General features: G+C 66.3%; 14 protein-coding genes. 8 read left to right on the plus strand and 6 right to left on the minus strand.

The genetic code is table 11. The annotated features are described in order from the left end of the window. Positions 1-112 precede the first annotated feature (112 nt). Complete coding sequence (locus GTV32_RS13105; RefSeq protein WP_161060689.1) at positions 113-859, plus strand: pirin-like bicupin family protein; 747 nt, start codon at positions 113-115, stop codon at positions 857-859. Between the two features lie 5 nt (positions 860-864). Here GTV32_RS13105 and GTV32_RS13110 read toward each other — a convergent pair whose 3' ends face one another. Together GTV32_RS13110 and GTV32_RS13115 are read right to left on the minus strand one after the other, a co-directional pair. Further along, positions 865-1,530, minus strand: coding sequence for a sterol desaturase family protein (locus GTV32_RS13110; RefSeq protein WP_237421834.1), 666 nt, complete (start codon positions 1,528-1,530; stop codon positions 865-867). 29 nt (positions 1,531-1,559) lie between these two features. Then, a complete protein-coding gene (locus tag GTV32_RS13115; protein ID WP_161060691.1) occupies positions 1,560-2,306 on the minus strand; it encodes a GntR family transcriptional regulator in 747 nt (248 codons plus the stop codon). 105 nt (positions 2,307-2,411) lie between these two features. Here GTV32_RS13115 and GTV32_RS13120 point away from each other — a divergent pair, with 105 nt between their 5' ends. After that, positions 2,412-2,807 carry a DUF1801 domain-containing protein gene (locus GTV32_RS13120; protein ID WP_161060692.1) on the plus strand — a complete coding sequence of 132 codons (396 nt, stop codon included), beginning with the start codon at positions 2,412-2,414 and terminating at the stop codon, positions 2,805-2,807. A 26-nt stretch (positions 2,808-2,833) separates the two neighbouring features. Here GTV32_RS13120 and GTV32_RS13125 read toward each other — a convergent pair whose 3' ends face one another. Continuing rightward, positions 2,834-4,285: an NAD(P)/FAD-dependent oxidoreductase gene (locus GTV32_RS13125; protein ID WP_161060693.1), complete on the minus strand. Its 1,452-nt coding sequence runs from the start codon at positions 4,283-4,285 to the stop codon at positions 2,834-2,836. Positions 4,286-4,359: 74 nt separating this feature from the next. Between GTV32_RS13125 and GTV32_RS13130 the strand changes: the two genes are divergently transcribed. From GTV32_RS13130 to GTV32_RS13140, 3 genes are read left to right on the plus strand one after another with little or no spacing between them, the layout of a single operon-like run. Beyond that, on the plus strand, positions 4,360-6,348 hold the full coding sequence (locus tag GTV32_RS13130; protein ID WP_343287314.1) for a M13 family metallopeptidase: 1,989 nt from the start codon (positions 4,360-4,362) through the stop codon (positions 6,346-6,348). A 4-nt stretch (positions 6,349-6,352) separates the two neighbouring features. After that, entirely contained in the window at positions 6,353-6,886 is a 534-nt protein-coding gene (locus tag GTV32_RS13135) for a potassium channel family protein (RefSeq protein WP_237421540.1), read from the plus strand. A 51-nt stretch (positions 6,887-6,937) separates the two neighbouring features. Continuing rightward, complete coding sequence (locus tag GTV32_RS13140) at positions 6,938-7,930, plus strand: cytochrome c oxidase assembly protein (protein WP_237421835.1); 993 nt, start codon at positions 6,938-6,940, stop codon at positions 7,928-7,930. Between the two features lie 169 nt (positions 7,931-8,099). Here the strand turns inward: GTV32_RS13140 and GTV32_RS13145 are convergent, their stop codons facing one another. Then, positions 8,100-9,227, minus strand: coding sequence for an NDMA-dependent alcohol dehydrogenase (locus GTV32_RS13145; RefSeq protein WP_161060697.1), 1,128 nt, complete (start codon positions 9,225-9,227; stop codon positions 8,100-8,102). Between the two features lie 248 nt (positions 9,228-9,475). On the opposite strand from GTV32_RS13145, the gene GTV32_RS13150 reads away from it, so the two are divergent. From GTV32_RS13150 to GTV32_RS13160, 3 genes are all read left to right on the plus strand, one after another. Next, positions 9,476-11,530: an MMPL family transporter gene (locus tag GTV32_RS13150; RefSeq protein ID WP_161060698.1), complete on the plus strand. Its 2,055-nt coding sequence runs from the start codon at positions 9,476-9,478 to the stop codon at positions 11,528-11,530. A gap of 165 nt (positions 11,531-11,695) precedes the next feature. Then, entirely contained in the window at positions 11,696-12,652 is a 957-nt protein-coding gene (locus tag GTV32_RS13155; protein ID WP_161062510.1) for a R2-like ligand-binding oxidase, read from the plus strand. 163 nt (positions 12,653-12,815) lie between these two features. Beyond that, positions 12,816-13,673, plus strand: coding sequence for an alpha/beta fold hydrolase (locus tag GTV32_RS13160; protein ID WP_161060699.1), 858 nt, complete (start codon positions 12,816-12,818; stop codon positions 13,671-13,673). A gap of 80 nt (positions 13,674-13,753) precedes the next feature. Here GTV32_RS13160 and GTV32_RS13165 read toward each other — a convergent pair whose 3' ends face one another. Together GTV32_RS13165 and GTV32_RS13170 are read right to left on the minus strand one after the other, a co-directional pair. Continuing rightward, the gene (locus GTV32_RS13165) at positions 13,754-14,695 is read right to left on the minus strand and encodes a hypothetical protein (protein ID WP_161060700.1); all 942 of its coding nucleotides are present in this window, start codon (positions 14,693-14,695) and stop codon (positions 13,754-13,756) included. Between the two features lie 175 nt (positions 14,696-14,870). Then, on the minus strand, positions 14,871-17,045 hold the full coding sequence (locus GTV32_RS13170; protein ID WP_161060701.1) for a 3-hydroxyacyl-CoA dehydrogenase NAD-binding domain-containing protein: 2,175 nt from the start codon (positions 17,043-17,045) through the stop codon (positions 14,871-14,873). Positions 17,046-17,117: the final 72 nt, after the last annotated feature.

Below are 17,117 nucleotides of genomic sequence, written 5' to 3' on the forward strand. Positions count from 1 at the left end.
CCAGCTTCCATTCGGGTATCCGAGCGGTCACGATCGGGTCTCGGGGTTCCGGCGACGTGACGGGGACCATAGTCGACGACTTCGTCGTCGCAGAATCGGCCCATAATGTGGCATGGACTTTCGCGTGATTCCGGCCGGAGACCGTGCGGTAACGACGACCGAGTGGCTTACGTCCCGCCATGCCTTCTCCTTTGGCGATCACTACGATCCATCCAACACCCATTTCGGTGTTCTGTTGGTGAATAACGATGAAATCGTCGCGCCGGGTGAAGGGTTCGTTACACACCCGCACCGCGAGTCCGAAATCGTCACGTGGGTCACGTCCGGCTCACTGGTGCACCAGGATTCCGAGGGCCACTCCGGAATCGTCTATCCCGGACTGGCACAACGGATGAGCGCAGGCACCGGCATCGAGCACTCGGAACGCAACGACCGTTGGGCACCCCGCGCAGAGGCCGGCGTGACACCCGTGCGATACGTGCAGATGTGGGTGATGCCCGACGAGCTCGGGCTGGCTCCGTCCTACGATCAGCGCGAGGTCGACGACGAGCTCGCGCCGGGCCGACTGGTCCCGATCGCATCGGGCGATCCGGCCCGTGATTCTGCCATCCGCATCGCCAACCGGTCGGCCACGCTGTACGCCGCCCGTTTCGTCTCCGGGTCGACGGTCGATCTGCCTGCCGCCCGCCACACGCACGTGTACGTCACCCGCGGCACCCTCGACCTCGCAGGCACCCGCCTCGACGAAGGGGACTCGGTCCGCGCCGGCGACCTCGGCGGCGAGCCGCTGACGGCACACACCGATGCCGAAGTCCTCGTCTGGTCCATGGATCGTGACCTGCGAGACCTCATGTCCTGAACGCTTTACCCGGCCTCGTCCAGTGCGTGCAGATTCTTGGCCGTCGGCGACTTCGCCACCGACTGAGGGTCGGGGTACGTGTGCAGCAGGCGGTCGGCCGTACCCGAGGTGGTGACGGTGAACCAGTAGTGCTCGTTTCGGTAATGGTGGAACCGATGGTTGCGCCAGGTGGCGCGGTACAGAGGCGAGCGCGGCTTGTAGTCCGTGTGGATCAGGTAGTGCGTCCACTCGTAGACGAGCCCGAGAGCACCGAGCAACACGAGGAATGTCAGCCCCCGCTCGACGCTGCGGAACAGGACGAAGGCGACGACGAGCGCGGCGATCAGCACCGGGATCAGCGACCGCCAGGGGATGAAGATCAGCGGGATGTCACGCGGATCATTGTGGTGCTCACGGTGTTTACGCGCCAGCTGGGTGTCGAGAGTCACCGGTCCGAACCGTCTGGGACGCCAGTGCAGGATCATGACGTGGATCAGCCATTCGACGATCGGGAACACCGCGACCATCACAACCGGCACCAGCAGGTCGGCCATGCCCCAGCCGCCGATCCAGACCCGGGCAACCACAGCGCCGACCAGCAGGCCGGCGATCATCCAGGGCGACGGGTGTCTCACGAATTCACCGAAGGCCGATCGCAACGTCACGTCGCGGCGGCCGGCCCGCGTCGACATCAGCTGTTTCCCTTTGCTTCTCACCGGATTCATCCCTCCGTGTCCGATCCGGCCGACGAGTCGTCCGAGATCGTCTCGCATAGTTCGAGGAGCGCCGCGGTAGCCGGCGCGAGCAGCGCACGGGCCGCCTTCTCCGCCTCCGCCGGCCGGCGCCCGGCGATCGCGTCGACAACGGCGCGATAGCCCTCGACATTGCCGACCTCGGGTTCGAGCACCGCGGCGAGCGCAGGCAACGCGGGCTCGTAGGCGGCTCGCAGCGAGTTGAACATCAACCGGAACGCAATCGACTCCGCCGCGTCGACCACCCCACCCCAGAACTCCAGCGCGACAACCTGCTGCGCGACCGGGTCGGTGCCGGTTGCGAGCCGGTCGACACAGGCCCGAAGGGATTGCACGGTGTCGTCGCCGCACCGGCGAGCGGCGAGCTCGGCCACCTTCGGCGCGATCAATGCGCGTGCCTCGACCATCGACCGCATCACCCCGGGGACCAGCTGCCCGTTCCGCACCAGGAGTCGTGGCAGCAGATCGAGCCCCCCGGTGGCGATCGGATCGAGCACCCGCGTGCCCTGCCCCTGCCGGATCGTCACGAACCCGGCGCTCGCGACGCGACGCAGCGCCTCGCGGACGGCGGGCCGCGACACCCCCAGCACCCGGGCGAGTTCCCGTTCGCTCGGCAGCGTCTCGCCGGCGGGGAGGTCCCCCGACAACACGCCCTCCACGATCTGCTCGTAGACATCTTCGGGCACGCTGCGGGGCGCGATCGGCTCGAACGGCATGGTTCAGACGCTAAGGGAACCCGGTCAGGTGGTCAAGTGGTCTTACCAGTTCACCCGTGGACAGAATGCCTCGATCGGTTCACCGCCCGTGGCACGATCATCGGCATGACTTCTGACGACACGGGTGACGGCCAGAACATGACTCCCGCACAGTTGATCGATCGCCGAATCGACGAGCTGGGTGATTGGCGAGGTGAGACGCTCGCCCTGCTACGGGACCTCATCAAGCAGGCCGTCCCCGACGTCACCGAGGAATGGAAGTGGCGAGGCGTCCCGGTCTGGTACCACGACGGGATGCTGTGCACCGGCGAGTCGTACAAGAACTACGTGAAGGTGACCTTCGCCAAGGGCGCCTCCCTCGACGATCCGGTCGGGCTCTTCAACTCGAGCCTCGACGGCAACACGCGCCGGGCCATCGACTTCCACGAGGACGACGAGATCGACGAGAAGGCGCTGCTCGCCCTCTTTCGCGCGGCCGCGGAGTCCAACAGTTCGAAGTGAGCGAGGCCGTCGACACGGGCGACAGTTCAGTGCAGTTGTTCGAGCAGCCGGAGCCACACCTCACTGACGGTCGGATACGACGGCACCGCATGCCACAACCGGTCGACGGTCACCTCGCCGACCACCGCGACCGTCGCGGAGTGGACGAGTTCGGCAGTCTCCGCACCGACAAAGGTGGCGCCGACCAGCACATCGCGCGACCGATCGATGACGAGCTTGGCATGACCGGCGTAGTCGGGCGATACGAGGTACGACCCGGCGACCGCGATGTCGGCTTCCGCGATCACCACGTCGATACCCTCGTCGCGTGCCTGCGCCTCGGTCCGGCCGACCGCCGCCATCTCGGGACGGGTGAACACCACCTGCGGGATCGCGTCACGGTCGGCCGAGGCGGTGAACCGTGAGCCGTCGAGCGGCGTCCCCTCGGCTCGTGCGGCGATCACGTCCCCCGCGACCCGGCCCTGGTACTTGCCCATGTGCGTCAACGCCACCCGCCCGTTGACGTCGCCGACCGCATAGAGCCACGGCTGACCGGGAACGGACATGTGGTGGTCGACCCGCAGGGGGCCGGAATCCTCGATATCCAACGCCTCGAGGCCGAGATCGGTTGTGGCAGGGGACCTTCCGGCTGCCACCAGGATCTCGTCGACCTCGAGCACCGCGCTGCCCGCGCCCTCGTCCACCGTGACACGAGCCGGACCACCGTGGATGTGCCCGTAGCCCGTGTCCGCGACGTCGGGCCGTTCGACGGCCGAGATCTGTGCACCGAATCGGATGTCGACACCACGCCGCGTGAGCCCTACCGCGACGTGTTCACCCACGAACGGCTCGGCCTTCGGCAGCAGCCGGTCGCCGCGGATCACCATTGTCAGCTCCCGAACTCCGAGGTCGAGCAGCCACGTGACGGCCTCGCACGCGACGACCCCACCGCCGAGCACCACCATCCGCTCCGGGACCTCCACCATGTTGGTCGCATCCCGCGACGTCCACGGCCGCGCTTCACGCAGCCCGGGGATCGGTGGCACCGACGCGGTGCTCCCGGTGGCGACGACCACCGCCTGTCGCGCGACGATTCGGCGATCCCCGACCTCGACCTCGCGCTCACCGACGATCCGCCCGTGCCCGCGGATCACGTCGATGCCGGCACCGGTCGCCCACTCGACCTGCGAGCTGTCGTCGCGGCCGTGGGTGATGGTGTCGCGCCAGCCCAGCACGGCGCCGCGGTCCGGCGCGGGCGCCGTCAACCGCTCACGGGCGCCGGCCAACCCGGACGCCGCCTCGAGCGCGGCGCCCGGACCCAGCAGTCCCTTGCTCGGCATACACGCCCAGTACGAACATTCGCCGCCGACGAGTTCGTGCTCGATGATCGCCGCTGTTCGGGAACTGCCCTTGATCGCGTACTCGGCGGCGTTTTCACCCACCGGTCCCCCGCCGATCACGACCACGTCATACGCGTTCACATCCGATGCTCCGCTCATGCCACCACCGTAGAGCGATTGCGCCGGCGGCAGAGCCGGCTGACGAATCGCGTATCCGATGCCAGGATGGACGGGTGACCGCTTCACAGACTGACACCACGCCCGTTTCCGGAATCGATCTCAGCTGGGTCGACGCCGATGTCCGCGTGCAAGACGACCTGTTCACCCACGTCAACGGCCAGTGGCTGGAGAGCCACGTGATCCCCGACGACCGCTCGGTGGACGGAGCGTTCCACGTGCTTCGTGATCGCGCCGAGGAGAACGTGCGCGACATCATCACCGCATGTGCCGGGTCGGACCCGGACAGCGGCACCGACGCCCAGAAGATCGGTGACCTCTACGCGTCGTTCATGGACACCGCGCACATCGACGCCCTCGGGATCGGCCCGATCCGCGGAGAGCTCGACAAGATCGAGGCCATCAGCTCGCTGAGCGAACTGAGCACCCGCATCGGCCGTCTGCAGCGGCACGGTGTCGGCGGCCTCTTCGGCTTCTATGTCGACACCGACGCCAAGCAGTCCGACCGCTATCTCGTACACGTCGTCCAGTCCGGCCTCGGTCTTCCCGACGAGTCGTACTACCGCGAGGACAAGCACGCCGAAACCCGCGAGGCCTACGTGGCGCACGTCGGCCGGATGTTCGCGCTCGCCGGTTTCGACGACGCGCAGGACCGGGCCCGGGCGGTCCTCGACCTCGAGACCGCACTGGCCACCCATCACTGGGATGTGGTGCGCCGCCGCGACGCCGACCTCACCTACAACCTGATGACCCTCGCCGATTTTGCCGGCGCAGCAGGCGATTTCGATGTCGACTCATGGCTGGGCGGTCTCGGGAAGACCGGCGACGCGACCTTCGCCGAGGTCGTCGTCGGACAGCCGAGCTTCGTCACCGGTACCGCGGAACTCATCGCGACACGTCCCCTCGAGGAGTGGAAGACCTGGCTGACCTGGCGATTGCTGCGCTCGGCCGCGGGGTACCTGTCGTCGGAGTTCGTCGACGAGAACTTCGACTTCTACGGCCGTACCCTCACCGGCGCCGAGTCGATCCGCGACCGCTGGAAGCGCGGCGTCGGCTTCGTCGAGGACGCGATGGGATTCGCCGTCGGAAAGCTCTACGTCGACAAGCATTTCGGCCCCGAGGCAAAGGCCCGGATGGACGAGCTGATCGACAACCTGGTGGCCGCCTACCGTCGCAACATCTCCGACCTGGAATGGATGACGCCGGCCACGCGGGAAAAGGCACTTGTCAAGCTGGGCAAGTTCACCCCCAAGATCGGTTACCCCGCCCACTGGCGCGACTACGGGACGCTCACCGTCGACCGCGGCGACCTGATCGGAAATGTCGCCCGCGCTTCGTCATTCGAGCAGGATCGGGAGTTCGCCAAGATCGGCCGCCCGGTCGACCACGACGAATGGTTCATGACGCCGCAGACGGTCAACGCCTACTACAACCCCGGGATGAACGAGATCGTGTTCCCCGCGGCGATCCTGCAGCCGCCCTTCTTCGACCCCGACGCCGACGACGCGGCCAACTACGGCGGGATCGGGGCGGTCATCGGTCACGAGATCGGCCACGGGTTCGACGACCAGGGCGCGAAATACGACGGTGACGGAAACCTCGTCGACTGGTGGACTGACGACGATCGAACCGAGTTCTCGGCGCGCACACGCAAACTCATCGATCAGTACAGCGAGTTCACGCCGGACGGACTCGACGAGAAGTACAAGGTCAACGGCGAGTTCACCATCGGTGAGAACATCGGCGACCTCGGCGGTCTGTCGATCGCGCTGGTCGCCTACCGGCTGGCCACGCAGAACACCACGCCTCCCGTGATCGACGGACTGTCGGGAGTCCAGCGAGTCTTCTACAGTTGGGCGCAGATCTGGCGGACCAAGACCCGCGATGCCGAGGCGATCCGGCGGCTGTCCATCGACCCGCACTCCCCGCCCGAGTTCCGGTGCAACGGCGTGATCCGCAACATCGACGCCTTCTACGATGCCTTCGACGTCTCGGCCGGGGACAAGCTCTATCTCGACGAGGCGGATCGCGTGCGGATCTGGTGATGCGTTGAGCGACAACTCGACCGGCGCGGCACGCGGGTTGCCGGAGCGGATCGGGCGGCGACAGATCGCGAAGGCGATCATCCGCCCGATCGCCGCTGCGGTCATCCTGCTGTTCGGCTACTTTCTGCTGCCGATCGGCAAGGAGAGCTCGGCGAACCTGGTCGGCCTGATCGTCGGCGCCGCGCTGCTCATCGCCTTCTGCGCGTGGGAGATCCGGCATTTCGTGCATTCGGACTACCCGATCGCCACGGCGGTCGAGATGCTCGTCGCGATCGCCGCGCTGTACATCGTCGCGTTCGCCACCGCGTACTTCCTGTTCTCCGAGTACGCCGACGGGAGCTTTAACGCACACCTGACCAGGATCGACGCGCTGTACTTCTGCCTCACCGTGTTCACCACCACCGGATTCGGCGACATCGCCGCGGACTCGCAGGCGGCCCGGGTCGCGGTCTCCATCCAGATGGCAAGCACCCTGGTCCTGCTCGGACTGGGTCTGCGGTTCCTCAATGTGCTCGTGACGGCCCGCGCCCGCCGCTGACGGCTGTCTGGTGAGCCGGTCGGGCACAGGCCTAGGCTGGTCGGTGTGACGATGCACGACGGAATGATGCCCGATTTCTGGACATCCTGGACTGCGACGCCGATCGTCTGGGTGCTGCTGGCCGTCGCGACCCTGGCCTATGCCGTCGGCGCGATCCGGGTCGGCCACTGGCCGGTGTCCCGCTCCGCCTCCTGGGTGCTGGCGATGGCACTGTTCGTCGTCTCACTCAATTCTGGCGTGGCCTCGTTTGCCCACCATCTGTTCTGGATGCACATGGTGGTGCACCTGCTGATGATCACCGTGATCCCGCTGTTCCTCGTACTCGCGCAACCCATCAGGTTGTGCTCGCTGGCTCTCGGTGCCCGCGGCGGGACGGCGGTGGAACGGGCCATGACGAGCTCCGCGATCCGGTTCATCACCGCACCGATGTTCACGGTGCCGCTGTACACCGCAGTTCTGGTGTTGACACATCTGACCGGTTTTCAGCAGCAGATGAGCGAGCACATGTGGATTCATCAGAGCGAACTCGTGCTCTACCTGGTCAGCGGGTATCTCTTGCTGTTGCCCCTGGTCGGCGACGAACTGACCGGACACGACTACAGCTACGCCGCACGGTTCGTGACTCTGCTGGTGGCCATGGGCGCCGACACCTTCGTCGGTGTGATCTTGATGCTCACCAGCTACGAGATAGCGCCGGCTTTCTCGGCCTCGCGGGCCGGATGGGGTGCGGAATCGATCCTCAACCCGTCGGCGATGGCCGACCAGAGCGCGGCCGGTGCCATCATGTGGTGGGCGGGCGACGGGCTGATGATGTGCCTGCTGGTGTTTCTTGCGTGGGAATGGATCCGGGCCGAGGGACTCGGGCGTGGACGTCAGGACTCTGCGGCACGACATCTCGGCAAGGTCCGTCCGTCGTTCCTCGAGTCGGCACGGCGTGATGCGCTGGGCACCGATTCGGTCGACGTCGACGACGACGAGGCCGCGCTGGCGGCATACAACGCGCGGTTGGCCGCGATGCACGGGAAACCGCCCACCGAACCCTGACGGACCCACCACTCCCCGAGGAACCCACCGCCCTGAGGAGCGAGCCTTGCCAGCCCACACCGCCCCCTGAGGAGCGAGCCTGCGAGCGTCACGAAGGGCGTCAATCACCCTTCGTGACGCTGCGCTCCTCAGGGGGCGGGGGTTGGGGTGCTCCTCAGGCGAGGGGTGCTCAGTAGTCGTCGTCGCCGTAGACGATCATGCCGCGGATGTTGTTGCCCTCGAGCATGTCGTCGTAGGCCTCGTTGATCTGGTCCAGCCGATAGGTCTGGGTCACCAGGTCGCCGAGGTTGAGCTTGCCGGCGCGGTACTCGTTGAGCAGCGTCGGCACCTGTGTGCGCGGGCTCGCCCCACCGAAGATGGCTCCCTGCACGCGCTTCTGCATCAGGGTCAGGTCGAACAGGTTGACCTGCGCATCCATCGACGCGAAGTTGCCCATGCCCGTGACGATGACCTGGCCGCCCTTACCGGTGAGCGCGAGCGCCGGCGCCAGCATGGAGCCGTCGATCTCGCCGACCGTCAGGATGGTCGTGTTGGCCATCTTGCCCCAGCTGATCTCGCCGAGGACCGGCAGCGCCTCGTCCATCGACGAGAAGGTGTGGGTGGCGCCGAGTTTCTCGGCCATCTGCAGCTTGAACGGCACCGGGTCGATCGCGACGACGATGCGGGCACCGGCCGCTGCCGCACCCTGCACCGAGTTGATGCCGACACCACCGATACCGACCACGACGACGACGTCGCCGGCGTGCGTTCCACCGATCTCGACGGCCGAACCCCAGCCGGTGGCGACACCGCAACCGAGGAGCGCTGCCTGCTGCAGCGGGATGTCCTCCTCGATCTTGACCAGCGATGCCTGGTTCACCGTGATGTACGGCGCAAACGTCCCGAGCATGCACATCTGGGTCAGCGCCTCACCGTCACTGGTGTGCGCCCGGTTCGTGTCGTCGGAGATGGACAGCCCGGTGAGGAGCCGAGCGCCCTCGTCGCAGAAGTTCTGGTCGCCGCGCGAGCACGGCTCGCAGACGCCGCACGCAGGGATGAAGGCGGTGACCACATGGTCGCCTTCCTTCAACCGCGTCACACCCGGACCCACCTTGGTGACCACACCGGCACCCTCGTGGCCGCCGAGGACCGGCATGGGCGCCGGGCTGTCGCCGGTGCGGAGGTGATGATCGGAATGGCAGAGACCGGAACTGACCAGCTTGACCTGGACCTCACCGGCCACCGGATCACCCAGTTCGAACTCTTCGATCTGCCACTTCTCACCCGGGTTGCGGAGGATAGCCCCTTTGGTTTTCATCTCGTTCGCACCTTTCTCTCAGACAGCGATATGAGACCTGCTCCATATCGTTGCCTCATATGCACTCACGTGCATACGAAATCGTTGGTCACGTTGCGGCGGTGAGGATTTGAGCAGACCGATCGAACGCTCGGGCACTATGGGGGCCGTCGTGGTCGCCACGCACACCATCGAGCGTCCTCGGGCGCTCCGGACAATTCCGGCACCGCCGTCGAGCCGGCCCACAGCGGCCATGGAAGGATGACGCCATGGCGACACGGCCCCGGCTCCGCTGGCTGATTCCCGCACTCCTACTGCTCGGATGGATCGTCATCGGCGGTGTCACCGGCCCCTACGCCGGCAAGCTCGCCTCGGTCTCCAGCAACGACAACACCACCTTCTTGCCGGCGTCGGCCGAGTCGACCGAGGTCAACAAGGTCCTCGGCGATTTCTCCGACACCGACACGCTGCCCGCCATCGTCATCGCCGAACGTACTTCCGGCATCACGCCGCAGGATCTGGAATTCCTCACCAGCGCAACCCAGCCGCTGCAGGGCACTCCCGGCTTCGGACCCGAGTTCTCGCCGCCGATCCCGTCCGCGGACCGCCAGGCAGCCCAGATGTTCGTCCCGGTCGCGACCGACGGCGAACCCGAGGACGCCGTCGAACAACTCCGCGACGCGCTCGGCGGAGCACCCCCGGGGCTCGTCGTGAAGGTGACCGGGCCGGCGGGTCAGGCGGCCGATCTCAGCGATGCGTTCAGCGGCATCGACGGAATCCTGTTGCTGGTGGCAGGGGCAGTCGTGATCGCCATCCTGATCGTGGTCTACCGCAGCCCGATCCTGCCGTTCGTGGTCATCCTCTCGGCGATCTTCGCCCTGGGCCTGGCTTCCGGTCTCGTCTACGTACTCGCCAAGGGCGACGTACTCGAACTCAACGGGCAGAGCCAGGGCATCCTGTTCATCCTCGTCTTCGGCGCCGCGACCGATTACGCGCTGCTCCTCGTGTCCCGATTCCGGGAGGAGCTCACGCGCACCGACGACAAGTACGCCGCACTGCGCAGCGCCTGGCGGGCCACCATCGAGCCGGTGGCCGCTTCGGCGGGGACCGTCATCCTGGGGGTCCTCTGCCTGCTGTTCTCCGACCTCAACTCCAATCGCAGCCTCGGCCCGGTGGCGGCCCTCGGCATCGCGACGTCGTTCCTCGCGTCGATGACCTTCCTGCCCGCGGCCCTCGCGCTCCTCGGCCGCACCGCCTTCTGGCCGTTACGCCCTGCCCACACCGATGACTCCGAGCCCGGCAGTGCGCATCGCCTCTGGGCCAGGGTCGCCGACCGGGTCGCCGCGCGACCCCGCACCATCTGGATCGTCACGCTCGTGGTCCTCCTCGTCGGCGCCGCGTTTGCGCCGACGTTCAAGGCCGACGGCATCGCGCAAACCGACTACTTCATCGGAACGGTCGAGTCGGTGGAGGGCGCCGACATCCAGGCCCGGCATTTCGACGCCGGCAGCGGCTCGCCGACCTGGGTGATCGCCGACGACGCCACCGGAGACGACGTCCTGGCGGCGGTCCGCGACGTGGACGGGGTCGCGACGGCCGAACTCGTCGAGAAGGGCGGCGCGCCTCTGGTGGTGGATGGTCGCGTCGCCGTCCAGGCGACCCTGACCGACAACGCGGAGTCCCTGGCCGCGCAGGACACCGTCACCCGAATCCGCGACCGCGTTCATTCCATCGACGGCGCGAATGCGCTGGTCGGTGGCAGTACCGCGACCGATCTCGACACCCGCACCACGGCCATCCACGACCGCAACCTGATCATCCCCATCGTGCTGCTGGTGGTCTTGGTGGTCCTGATGCTGCTGTTGAGGAGTGTCGTCGCGCCCGTGCTCCTGCTCGCCACCACCGTGCTGTCGTTCGCAACCACCCTCGGCGTCGCGGCATTGCTGTTCAATGGACCGTTCGGCTTCGCGGGCGCGGACCCGGTGGTGCCCCTGTTCGCGTTCGTGTTCCTCGTCGCACTCGGCATCGACTACAACATCTTCCTGATGACCCGCGTCCGGGAGGAAGCGCACACCCACGGCACCCGACCCGGCATGATCCGGGGGCTCACCGCCACCGGCGGAGTCATCACGTCCGCGGGCGTGGTGCTGGCTGCCACGTTTGCCGCACTCGCCGTGATCCCCCTGCTCTTCCTGGTGCAGATCGCCTTCCTCGTCGCGTTCGGTGTCCTTGTCGACACATTGATCGTCCGGTCGCTGCTCGTCCCGGCGCTCACACTCGACATCGGAAAAAAGGTGTGGTGGCCAAGTCGCCTGTCCCGCTGAGCATCTCGCCGTTTGCGGGGATGGTCCACACGATCGGTCGGTCAGTCGGCCGCACCACCGACACCAAATCGCGATCCTGAGAGTTCGGAGAAATCAACACGTTTGGGTGGTGCGCGGACTAGCGTCGATTTATCTCTCCCAAATGATCGTTAGCGGGTGATCACCATGACTCTGGCCGAACACAAGTCGCGTGGGCGCGAGGACTTCGCGTCCCTACGTACCGGCGGCCTCAACTGGGACTCGTTTCCGTTGCGGCTCTTCATCAAAGGCAATGCCCGATTCTGGGATCCGGCCGCCATCGACTTCCGCCGCGACAGCCAGGACTGGAACGAGATCACAGACGAGCAACGACGCAGCACCACCTACCTGGTGAGTCAGTTCATCGCGGGCGAGGAGGCGGTCACCCAGGACATCCAGCCGTTCATGAAGGCGATGGCGGCCGACGGCCGTTTCGGCGACGAGATGTATTTGTCGCAATTCTGCTTCGAGGAGGCCAAGCACACCCAGGTGTTCCGGATGTGGATGGACGCCGTCGGCCTGACCGGGGATCTGCAGTCGTTCGTCGCCGACAATCCGTACTACCGGCAGTTGTTCTACGAGGAACTCCCCTCGTCGCTGCAGCTTCTCGACAGCGACCCGTCGCCACGCAATCAGATCCGGGCAAGCGTCACCTACAACCACGTCATCGAGGGCAGCCTCGCTCTGACCGGCTATCACGCCTGGCAGACGGTGTGTACGCGGCACGACATCTTTCCCGGGATGCAGAAGCTCATCCGCTTCATCGGCAACGACGAACGCCGGCACATGGCGTGGGGCACCTTCACGTGTCGACGCCACGTGGCCGCCGACGACTCGCTCTGGGACGTGGTGACCGCGCGGATGGAGGAGCTGATGCCCCTGGCCCTCGGGATGATCAACTGGGTCAACGAACAGTTCGAGGTACAGCCCTTCGGCCTCGACAACAGCGAGTTCATCGCCTACGCGGCCGACCGTGGCCAGCGGCGGCTGAGTGCGATCGAATCCGCTCGCGGACGGCCGGTGGCCGAGATCGACCTCGACTACTCGCCCGAGACCCTGGAGGAACAGTTCGGCGAAGAGGACATCAACGCGCTCGGACGGTGAAGCGTCACCCCTCCAACCGCTGGTCGACCAGTGCCGCGCCCGCCGCTGGTTGACCAGCGCCGCGCTCGCCGCTGGTTGAGTGGCGCCGTGCAAACGAAGTGAGCCCGACGCGTATCGAAACCACCCGTGACAACAAACTAGAACAGGTTCTACTCTGGTGTGCGTGGATGTCACCTTCGACGCGACCAAACGCGAACTGACCACTGACCAGGGCGTACTGCGCTATCACGAGGCCGGCGACGCCTCGGCGCCACCGCTGATCCTGCTGCACGGCTCCGGGCCCGGCGTCACCGGCTGGCGCAACTACCGGGGCAACCTCGAGTACTTCGCCCAGACCCACCACTGCTATGTCGTGGAGTTCCCGGGCTTCGGCGTGAGTGACCCGGTGGAAGGCCATCCGGTGCTCACCGCCGGGTCGTCGGTAATCCGGTTCATGGACGCCCTCGACATCCCGTCCGCTCCGATGATCGGCAACTCCATGGGCGGCGTCGTCGGCGTGAACCTCGCGATCAAGAAGCCCGACCGCGTCGAGAAGTTGGTGACCATCGGCGGCGTCGGCCCCAACGTGTTCAGTTCCAGCCCGAGCGAGGGGCTGCGACTGCTGCAAGAGTTCACCGATGCCCCCGACCGCGACAAACTCGTCCGCTGGCTCTCGGCGATGGTCTACGACCGCAAGCTCGTCACCGATGAGCTCATCGAGGAGCGATGGGAGGCCGCGATCCATCCCGACGCCCAGAAGACCGCGCAGATGATGTACGGCTCGGCGGCCTTCGAGATGCAGCAGCAGTTCATGGCGGCCTCCGACACACCGCCGTACTGGGCGATGATGCACAAGGTCTCCTGCCCCACGCTGTTGACCTGGGGCCGCGACGACCGCGTCAGCCCTCCCGACATGTCGATGGTGCCGATGCGCCTGATCCCCGACGCCGAACTGCACATCTTCCCCAAGTGCGGACATTGGGTGATGATCGAGGCCAAAGAGGCGTTCGAGTCGGCCGTTCGCGCCTTCCTGCTGCGCTGACGACGTTCCCGCTGCACCATTCCGTTCCCGCTGCGTCGATCGATGCAGCGGGAACGGAATGGTGCAGCGGGGTCGAGGGATCAGGCGGCGAGGAGCCCGAATTGGAGGAGCCAGGGCCGCAACAGCGCCACCAGACCGTGCTTCTCCAGAACGGCCCAGGTCCAGCGGATCACCTTCACGCCGAGCGCGCTCAGCTGGTCCTCGCGGACCTTCTCCCGCATCACCGCGTCCTCGGCGCTTTCACCCGGCCGACGCAACGTCACATACTTCTTCTTGCCGTCGAACTCACCGACCATCCGACCTTCCCAGTCGAAATCGACCTCGTAGGTCTTTGTCCCACAACGGTATTCCCTCTGTAGCCGCGGCAACGGCAGCCCACCTTCGATCATCTGCGCTCGGCTCCAGGATTCACCGACGCTCGCCGACAGCGGATCGGCGGCCGCAAGTGCGCGACGCGCCGTGGCGATCCCCTGCCGACGACGGCGACCGCACATGTCAGCCATCGTCGCCCGGTCGGCGCCGGCACGGATCGCGCCGTCGAATGCGGTCAGACCTTGTGCGAACGTCCCGGCCATGGCCACGTCCACCGCCGTCCGCTCGAGGCTGGTGACCCTGATGCCGTCGACGACGTCGAGCTCGGCCGGCGTCCACATTCCGGCATGCGTGTGGCGGTATCTCCGGACCGAGCCGCCGGCGAGACGCCCATTGGTGACGTGAACCCGGTTGCGGTCGGATCTGAGGAGCGGGAGTCCGTGCATCGCGGCCGCAGAGTCGAAGCTCAGCGGCGGAGGGGTCTCGCCGGTGAGCTCAGACGTGGCCACCGCGATACATCTCAGACGGTAGAGCGCATCTTCACCGGCATGTCCGGCGAAGTCATCGCTGCTCTCGACGAAGACGCCGGGAATGAGGCGGAGCAGATCGCCGGCGCGGACCGCAGCGCGGAGGTGATCGTCTGCGATGTCTGTGGCGCGGGCGGCCTCCCGGCGGATGAGGCCGAATCGATCGGGGGGATAGCGGGTCATGCGTTGTTGGACGCAGCCCGCCGAGCGACCGGTTCCATCAGGTCCTGATGCCGCGCTCGCCGCTACACCATTGCGGTTCCGCTGCATCGATCGGTGCAGCGGGAACGCATCGGTGCAGCGAGAAGGGACCCCGACCAACCGGTCGGGGCCCCTTCAGCGTCAGATCAGCGCGAGATCAGAACTTCTCGCCCTTGGCTGCCTTGTCGACGAGCGACTGCGGCGGCTCGAAGTGCTTGCCGTACTTCGATGCCAGGTCACGCGCGCGGTCGACGAAGCCCTGCAGGCCACCCTCGTACTGGTTGATGTACTGGATGACGCCACCGGTCCACGCCGGGAAGCCGATGCCGAAGATCGAACCGATGTTGGCGTCGGGAACGGAGGTGAGCACACCCTCGTCGAAGCACTTCACGGTCTCCAGCGCCTCGGCGAAGAGCATGCGCTCCTGCATGTCCTCGAACGGGATCTCCGTGGTGCCCGACTTGAAGTGGTCACGCCCACCGGTCCACAGTCCGGTGCGCTTGCCGTTCTCGTCGTAGTCGTAGAAGCCCTTGCCGTCCTTCTTGGCGGTGCGACCGTTCTCGACCATCCAGTCGACGACGGCGTTGCTGCCGTGTTCCGGGATCGACTTGCCCTCGGCCTTGAGCGCGGCCTCGGTCTCCTTGCGGATCTTCTGCGGCAGCGTCAAGGTCAGCTCGTCCATCAGCTGCAGCGGCGCGGCCGGGTAACCGGCCTGGGTTCCCGCGTGCTCGATGAACGCAGGCTCCACACCCTCGCCGACGGCCGCAACGGCCTCGTTGATGAAGGTGCCGATCACGCGGCTGGTGAAGAAGCCGCGGCTGTCGTTGACCACGATCGGGGTCTTGCGGATGGCCAGCGTGTAGTCGATGACCTTGGCGAGCACCTCGTCCGAGGTCTTCTCACCACGGATGATCTCCACCAGCGGCATCTTGTCGACGGGCGAGAAGAAGTGGATACCGATGAAGTCCTCTTGCCGCTTCACACCCTGCGCCAGGCTGGTGATCGGCAGGGTCGAGGTGTTGGAACCGAGCACGGCGTCGGGCTCGACGATGTCCTCGATCTCCTGGAAGACCTTGTGCTTCACGTCGACCGACTCGAAGGCCGCCTCGATCACCAGGTCGACACCCTTGAAGTCGGCGGCGTCGACGGTCGGCGTGATCCGCGCGAGCAGAGCGTCGCTCTTCTCCTGCGTGGTCTTGCCCTTGGCGAGCGCCTTCTCCTCGAGCTTTTCCGAGTAGCCCTTGCCGCGCTTGGCAGCCTCGATGTCGATGTCCTTGAGCACGACCTCCATGCCGGCCTTGGCCGACACGTAGGCGATTGCGGCACCCATCATGCCCGCGCCGATCACACCGACCTTCTTGGCGGTGTACTTCTCGATGCCCTCGGGACGCGAGCCGCCACCGTTGATGTGCTGCAGGTCGAAGAAGAAGGCCTTGATCATGTTCTGTGCGACCTGACCGGTCACCAGCGAGACGAAGTAACGGGTCTCGATGATGTCGGCGGTGTCGACGTCGACGTAGGCACCCTCGACGGCAGCGGCCAGGATGGCCCGCGGCGCAGGCATGTTCGCGCCCTTGATCTGCTTGCGCAGCAACGCAGGCAGAGCCGGGAGGTTCGCGGCGAACGCCGGGTTGGTGGGAGCACCGCCCGGGATCTTGTAACCCTTCTTGTCCCACGGCTGCTGCGCCTCGGGGTTCTCCTTGATCCACGCCTTGGCGGCGGGCAGGAGCTCCTCGATCGAGCCGACGACCTCGTCGACCAGGCCGGTCTCCTTGGCCTTGGTCGGGTTGAAACGCTGGCCCTGCAGCAGGACACCCATCAGGGCGTTCTGGATGCCGAGCAGACGCACGGTGCGGACGACACCGCCGCCACCGGGCAGCAGGCCGAGGGTGGCCTCGGGAAGACCGATCTGGTTGCCCTTGACGTCTGCCGCGATGCGGTAATGGGTGTGCAGCGCGAGCTCGAGGCCACCGCCCAGGGCGGCACCGTTGATCGCCGCGACGACCGGCTTGCCGAGGGTCTCCAGGCGGCGCAGCACCTTCTTCATGCTGTTGGTGCGCTCGGTGATCGCGGTGGCGATCTCTTCCTTCGACTGCGGGCCGCGGTCGCTGCTCATGTCCTTCAGGTCGCCACCGGCGAAGAAGGTCTTCTTGGCCGAGGTGATGACGACACCGGTGATGTCGTCCTTCTCGGCCTCGAGGCGGTCCACGATCTCAGGGACGGACGTCATGAACAGCTCGTTCATGGTGTTGGCGCCCTGGTTGGGATCGTCCATGGTCAGAACGACGACGCCGTCGGCGTCCTTCTCCCAGTTGAACAGGTTGTCACTCATGTGTTTCGAAGATTCTTTCTGTGCGGCGTCCTCGATCCCTGAGGAGCGCGTTCTGCCCCCTGAGGAGCCTCG

Source organism: Gordonia sp. SID5947 (assembly GCF_009862785.1).
GTDB lineage: Bacteria > Actinomycetota > Actinomycetes > Mycobacteriales > Mycobacteriaceae > Gordonia.

Excerpts from the sequence above, each read along its gene's own strand:
- GTV32_RS13165 (WP_161060700.1), bottom strand. The coding sequence starts at position 14,695 with ATGACCCGCTATCCCCCCGATCGATTCGGCCTCATCCGCCGGGAGGCC.
- GTV32_RS13125 (WP_161060693.1), bottom strand. The coding sequence starts at position 4,285 with ATGAGCGGAGCATCGGATGTGAACGCGTATGACGTGGTCGTGATCGGC.
- GTV32_RS13170 (WP_161060701.1), bottom strand. The coding sequence starts at position 17,045 with ATGAGTGACAACCTGTTCAACTGGGAGAAGGACGCCGACGGCGTCGTC.
- GTV32_RS13140 (WP_237421835.1), top strand. The coding sequence starts at position 6,938 with ATGCACGACGGAATGATGCCCGATTTCTGGACATCCTGGACTGCGACG.
- GTV32_RS13145 (WP_161060697.1), bottom strand. The coding sequence starts at position 9,227 with ATGAAAACCAAAGGGGCTATCCTCCGCAACCCGGGTGAGAAGTGGCAG.
- GTV32_RS13105 (WP_161060689.1), top strand. The coding sequence starts at position 113 with ATGGACTTTCGCGTGATTCCGGCCGGAGACCGTGCGGTAACGACGACC.
- GTV32_RS13150 (WP_161060698.1), top strand. The coding sequence starts at position 9,476 with ATGGCGACACGGCCCCGGCTCCGCTGGCTGATTCCCGCACTCCTACTG.
- GTV32_RS13115 (WP_161060691.1), bottom strand. The coding sequence starts at position 2,306 with ATGCCGTTCGAGCCGATCGCGCCCCGCAGCGTGCCCGAAGATGTCTAC.
- GTV32_RS13110 (WP_237421834.1), bottom strand. The coding sequence starts at position 1,530 with ATGTCGACGCGGGCCGGCCGCCGCGACGTGACGTTGCGATCGGCCTTC.
- GTV32_RS13155 (WP_161062510.1), top strand. The coding sequence starts at position 11,696 with ATGACTCTGGCCGAACACAAGTCGCGTGGGCGCGAGGACTTCGCGTCC.
- GTV32_RS13120 (WP_161060692.1), top strand. The coding sequence starts at position 2,412 with ATGACTTCTGACGACACGGGTGACGGCCAGAACATGACTCCCGCACAG.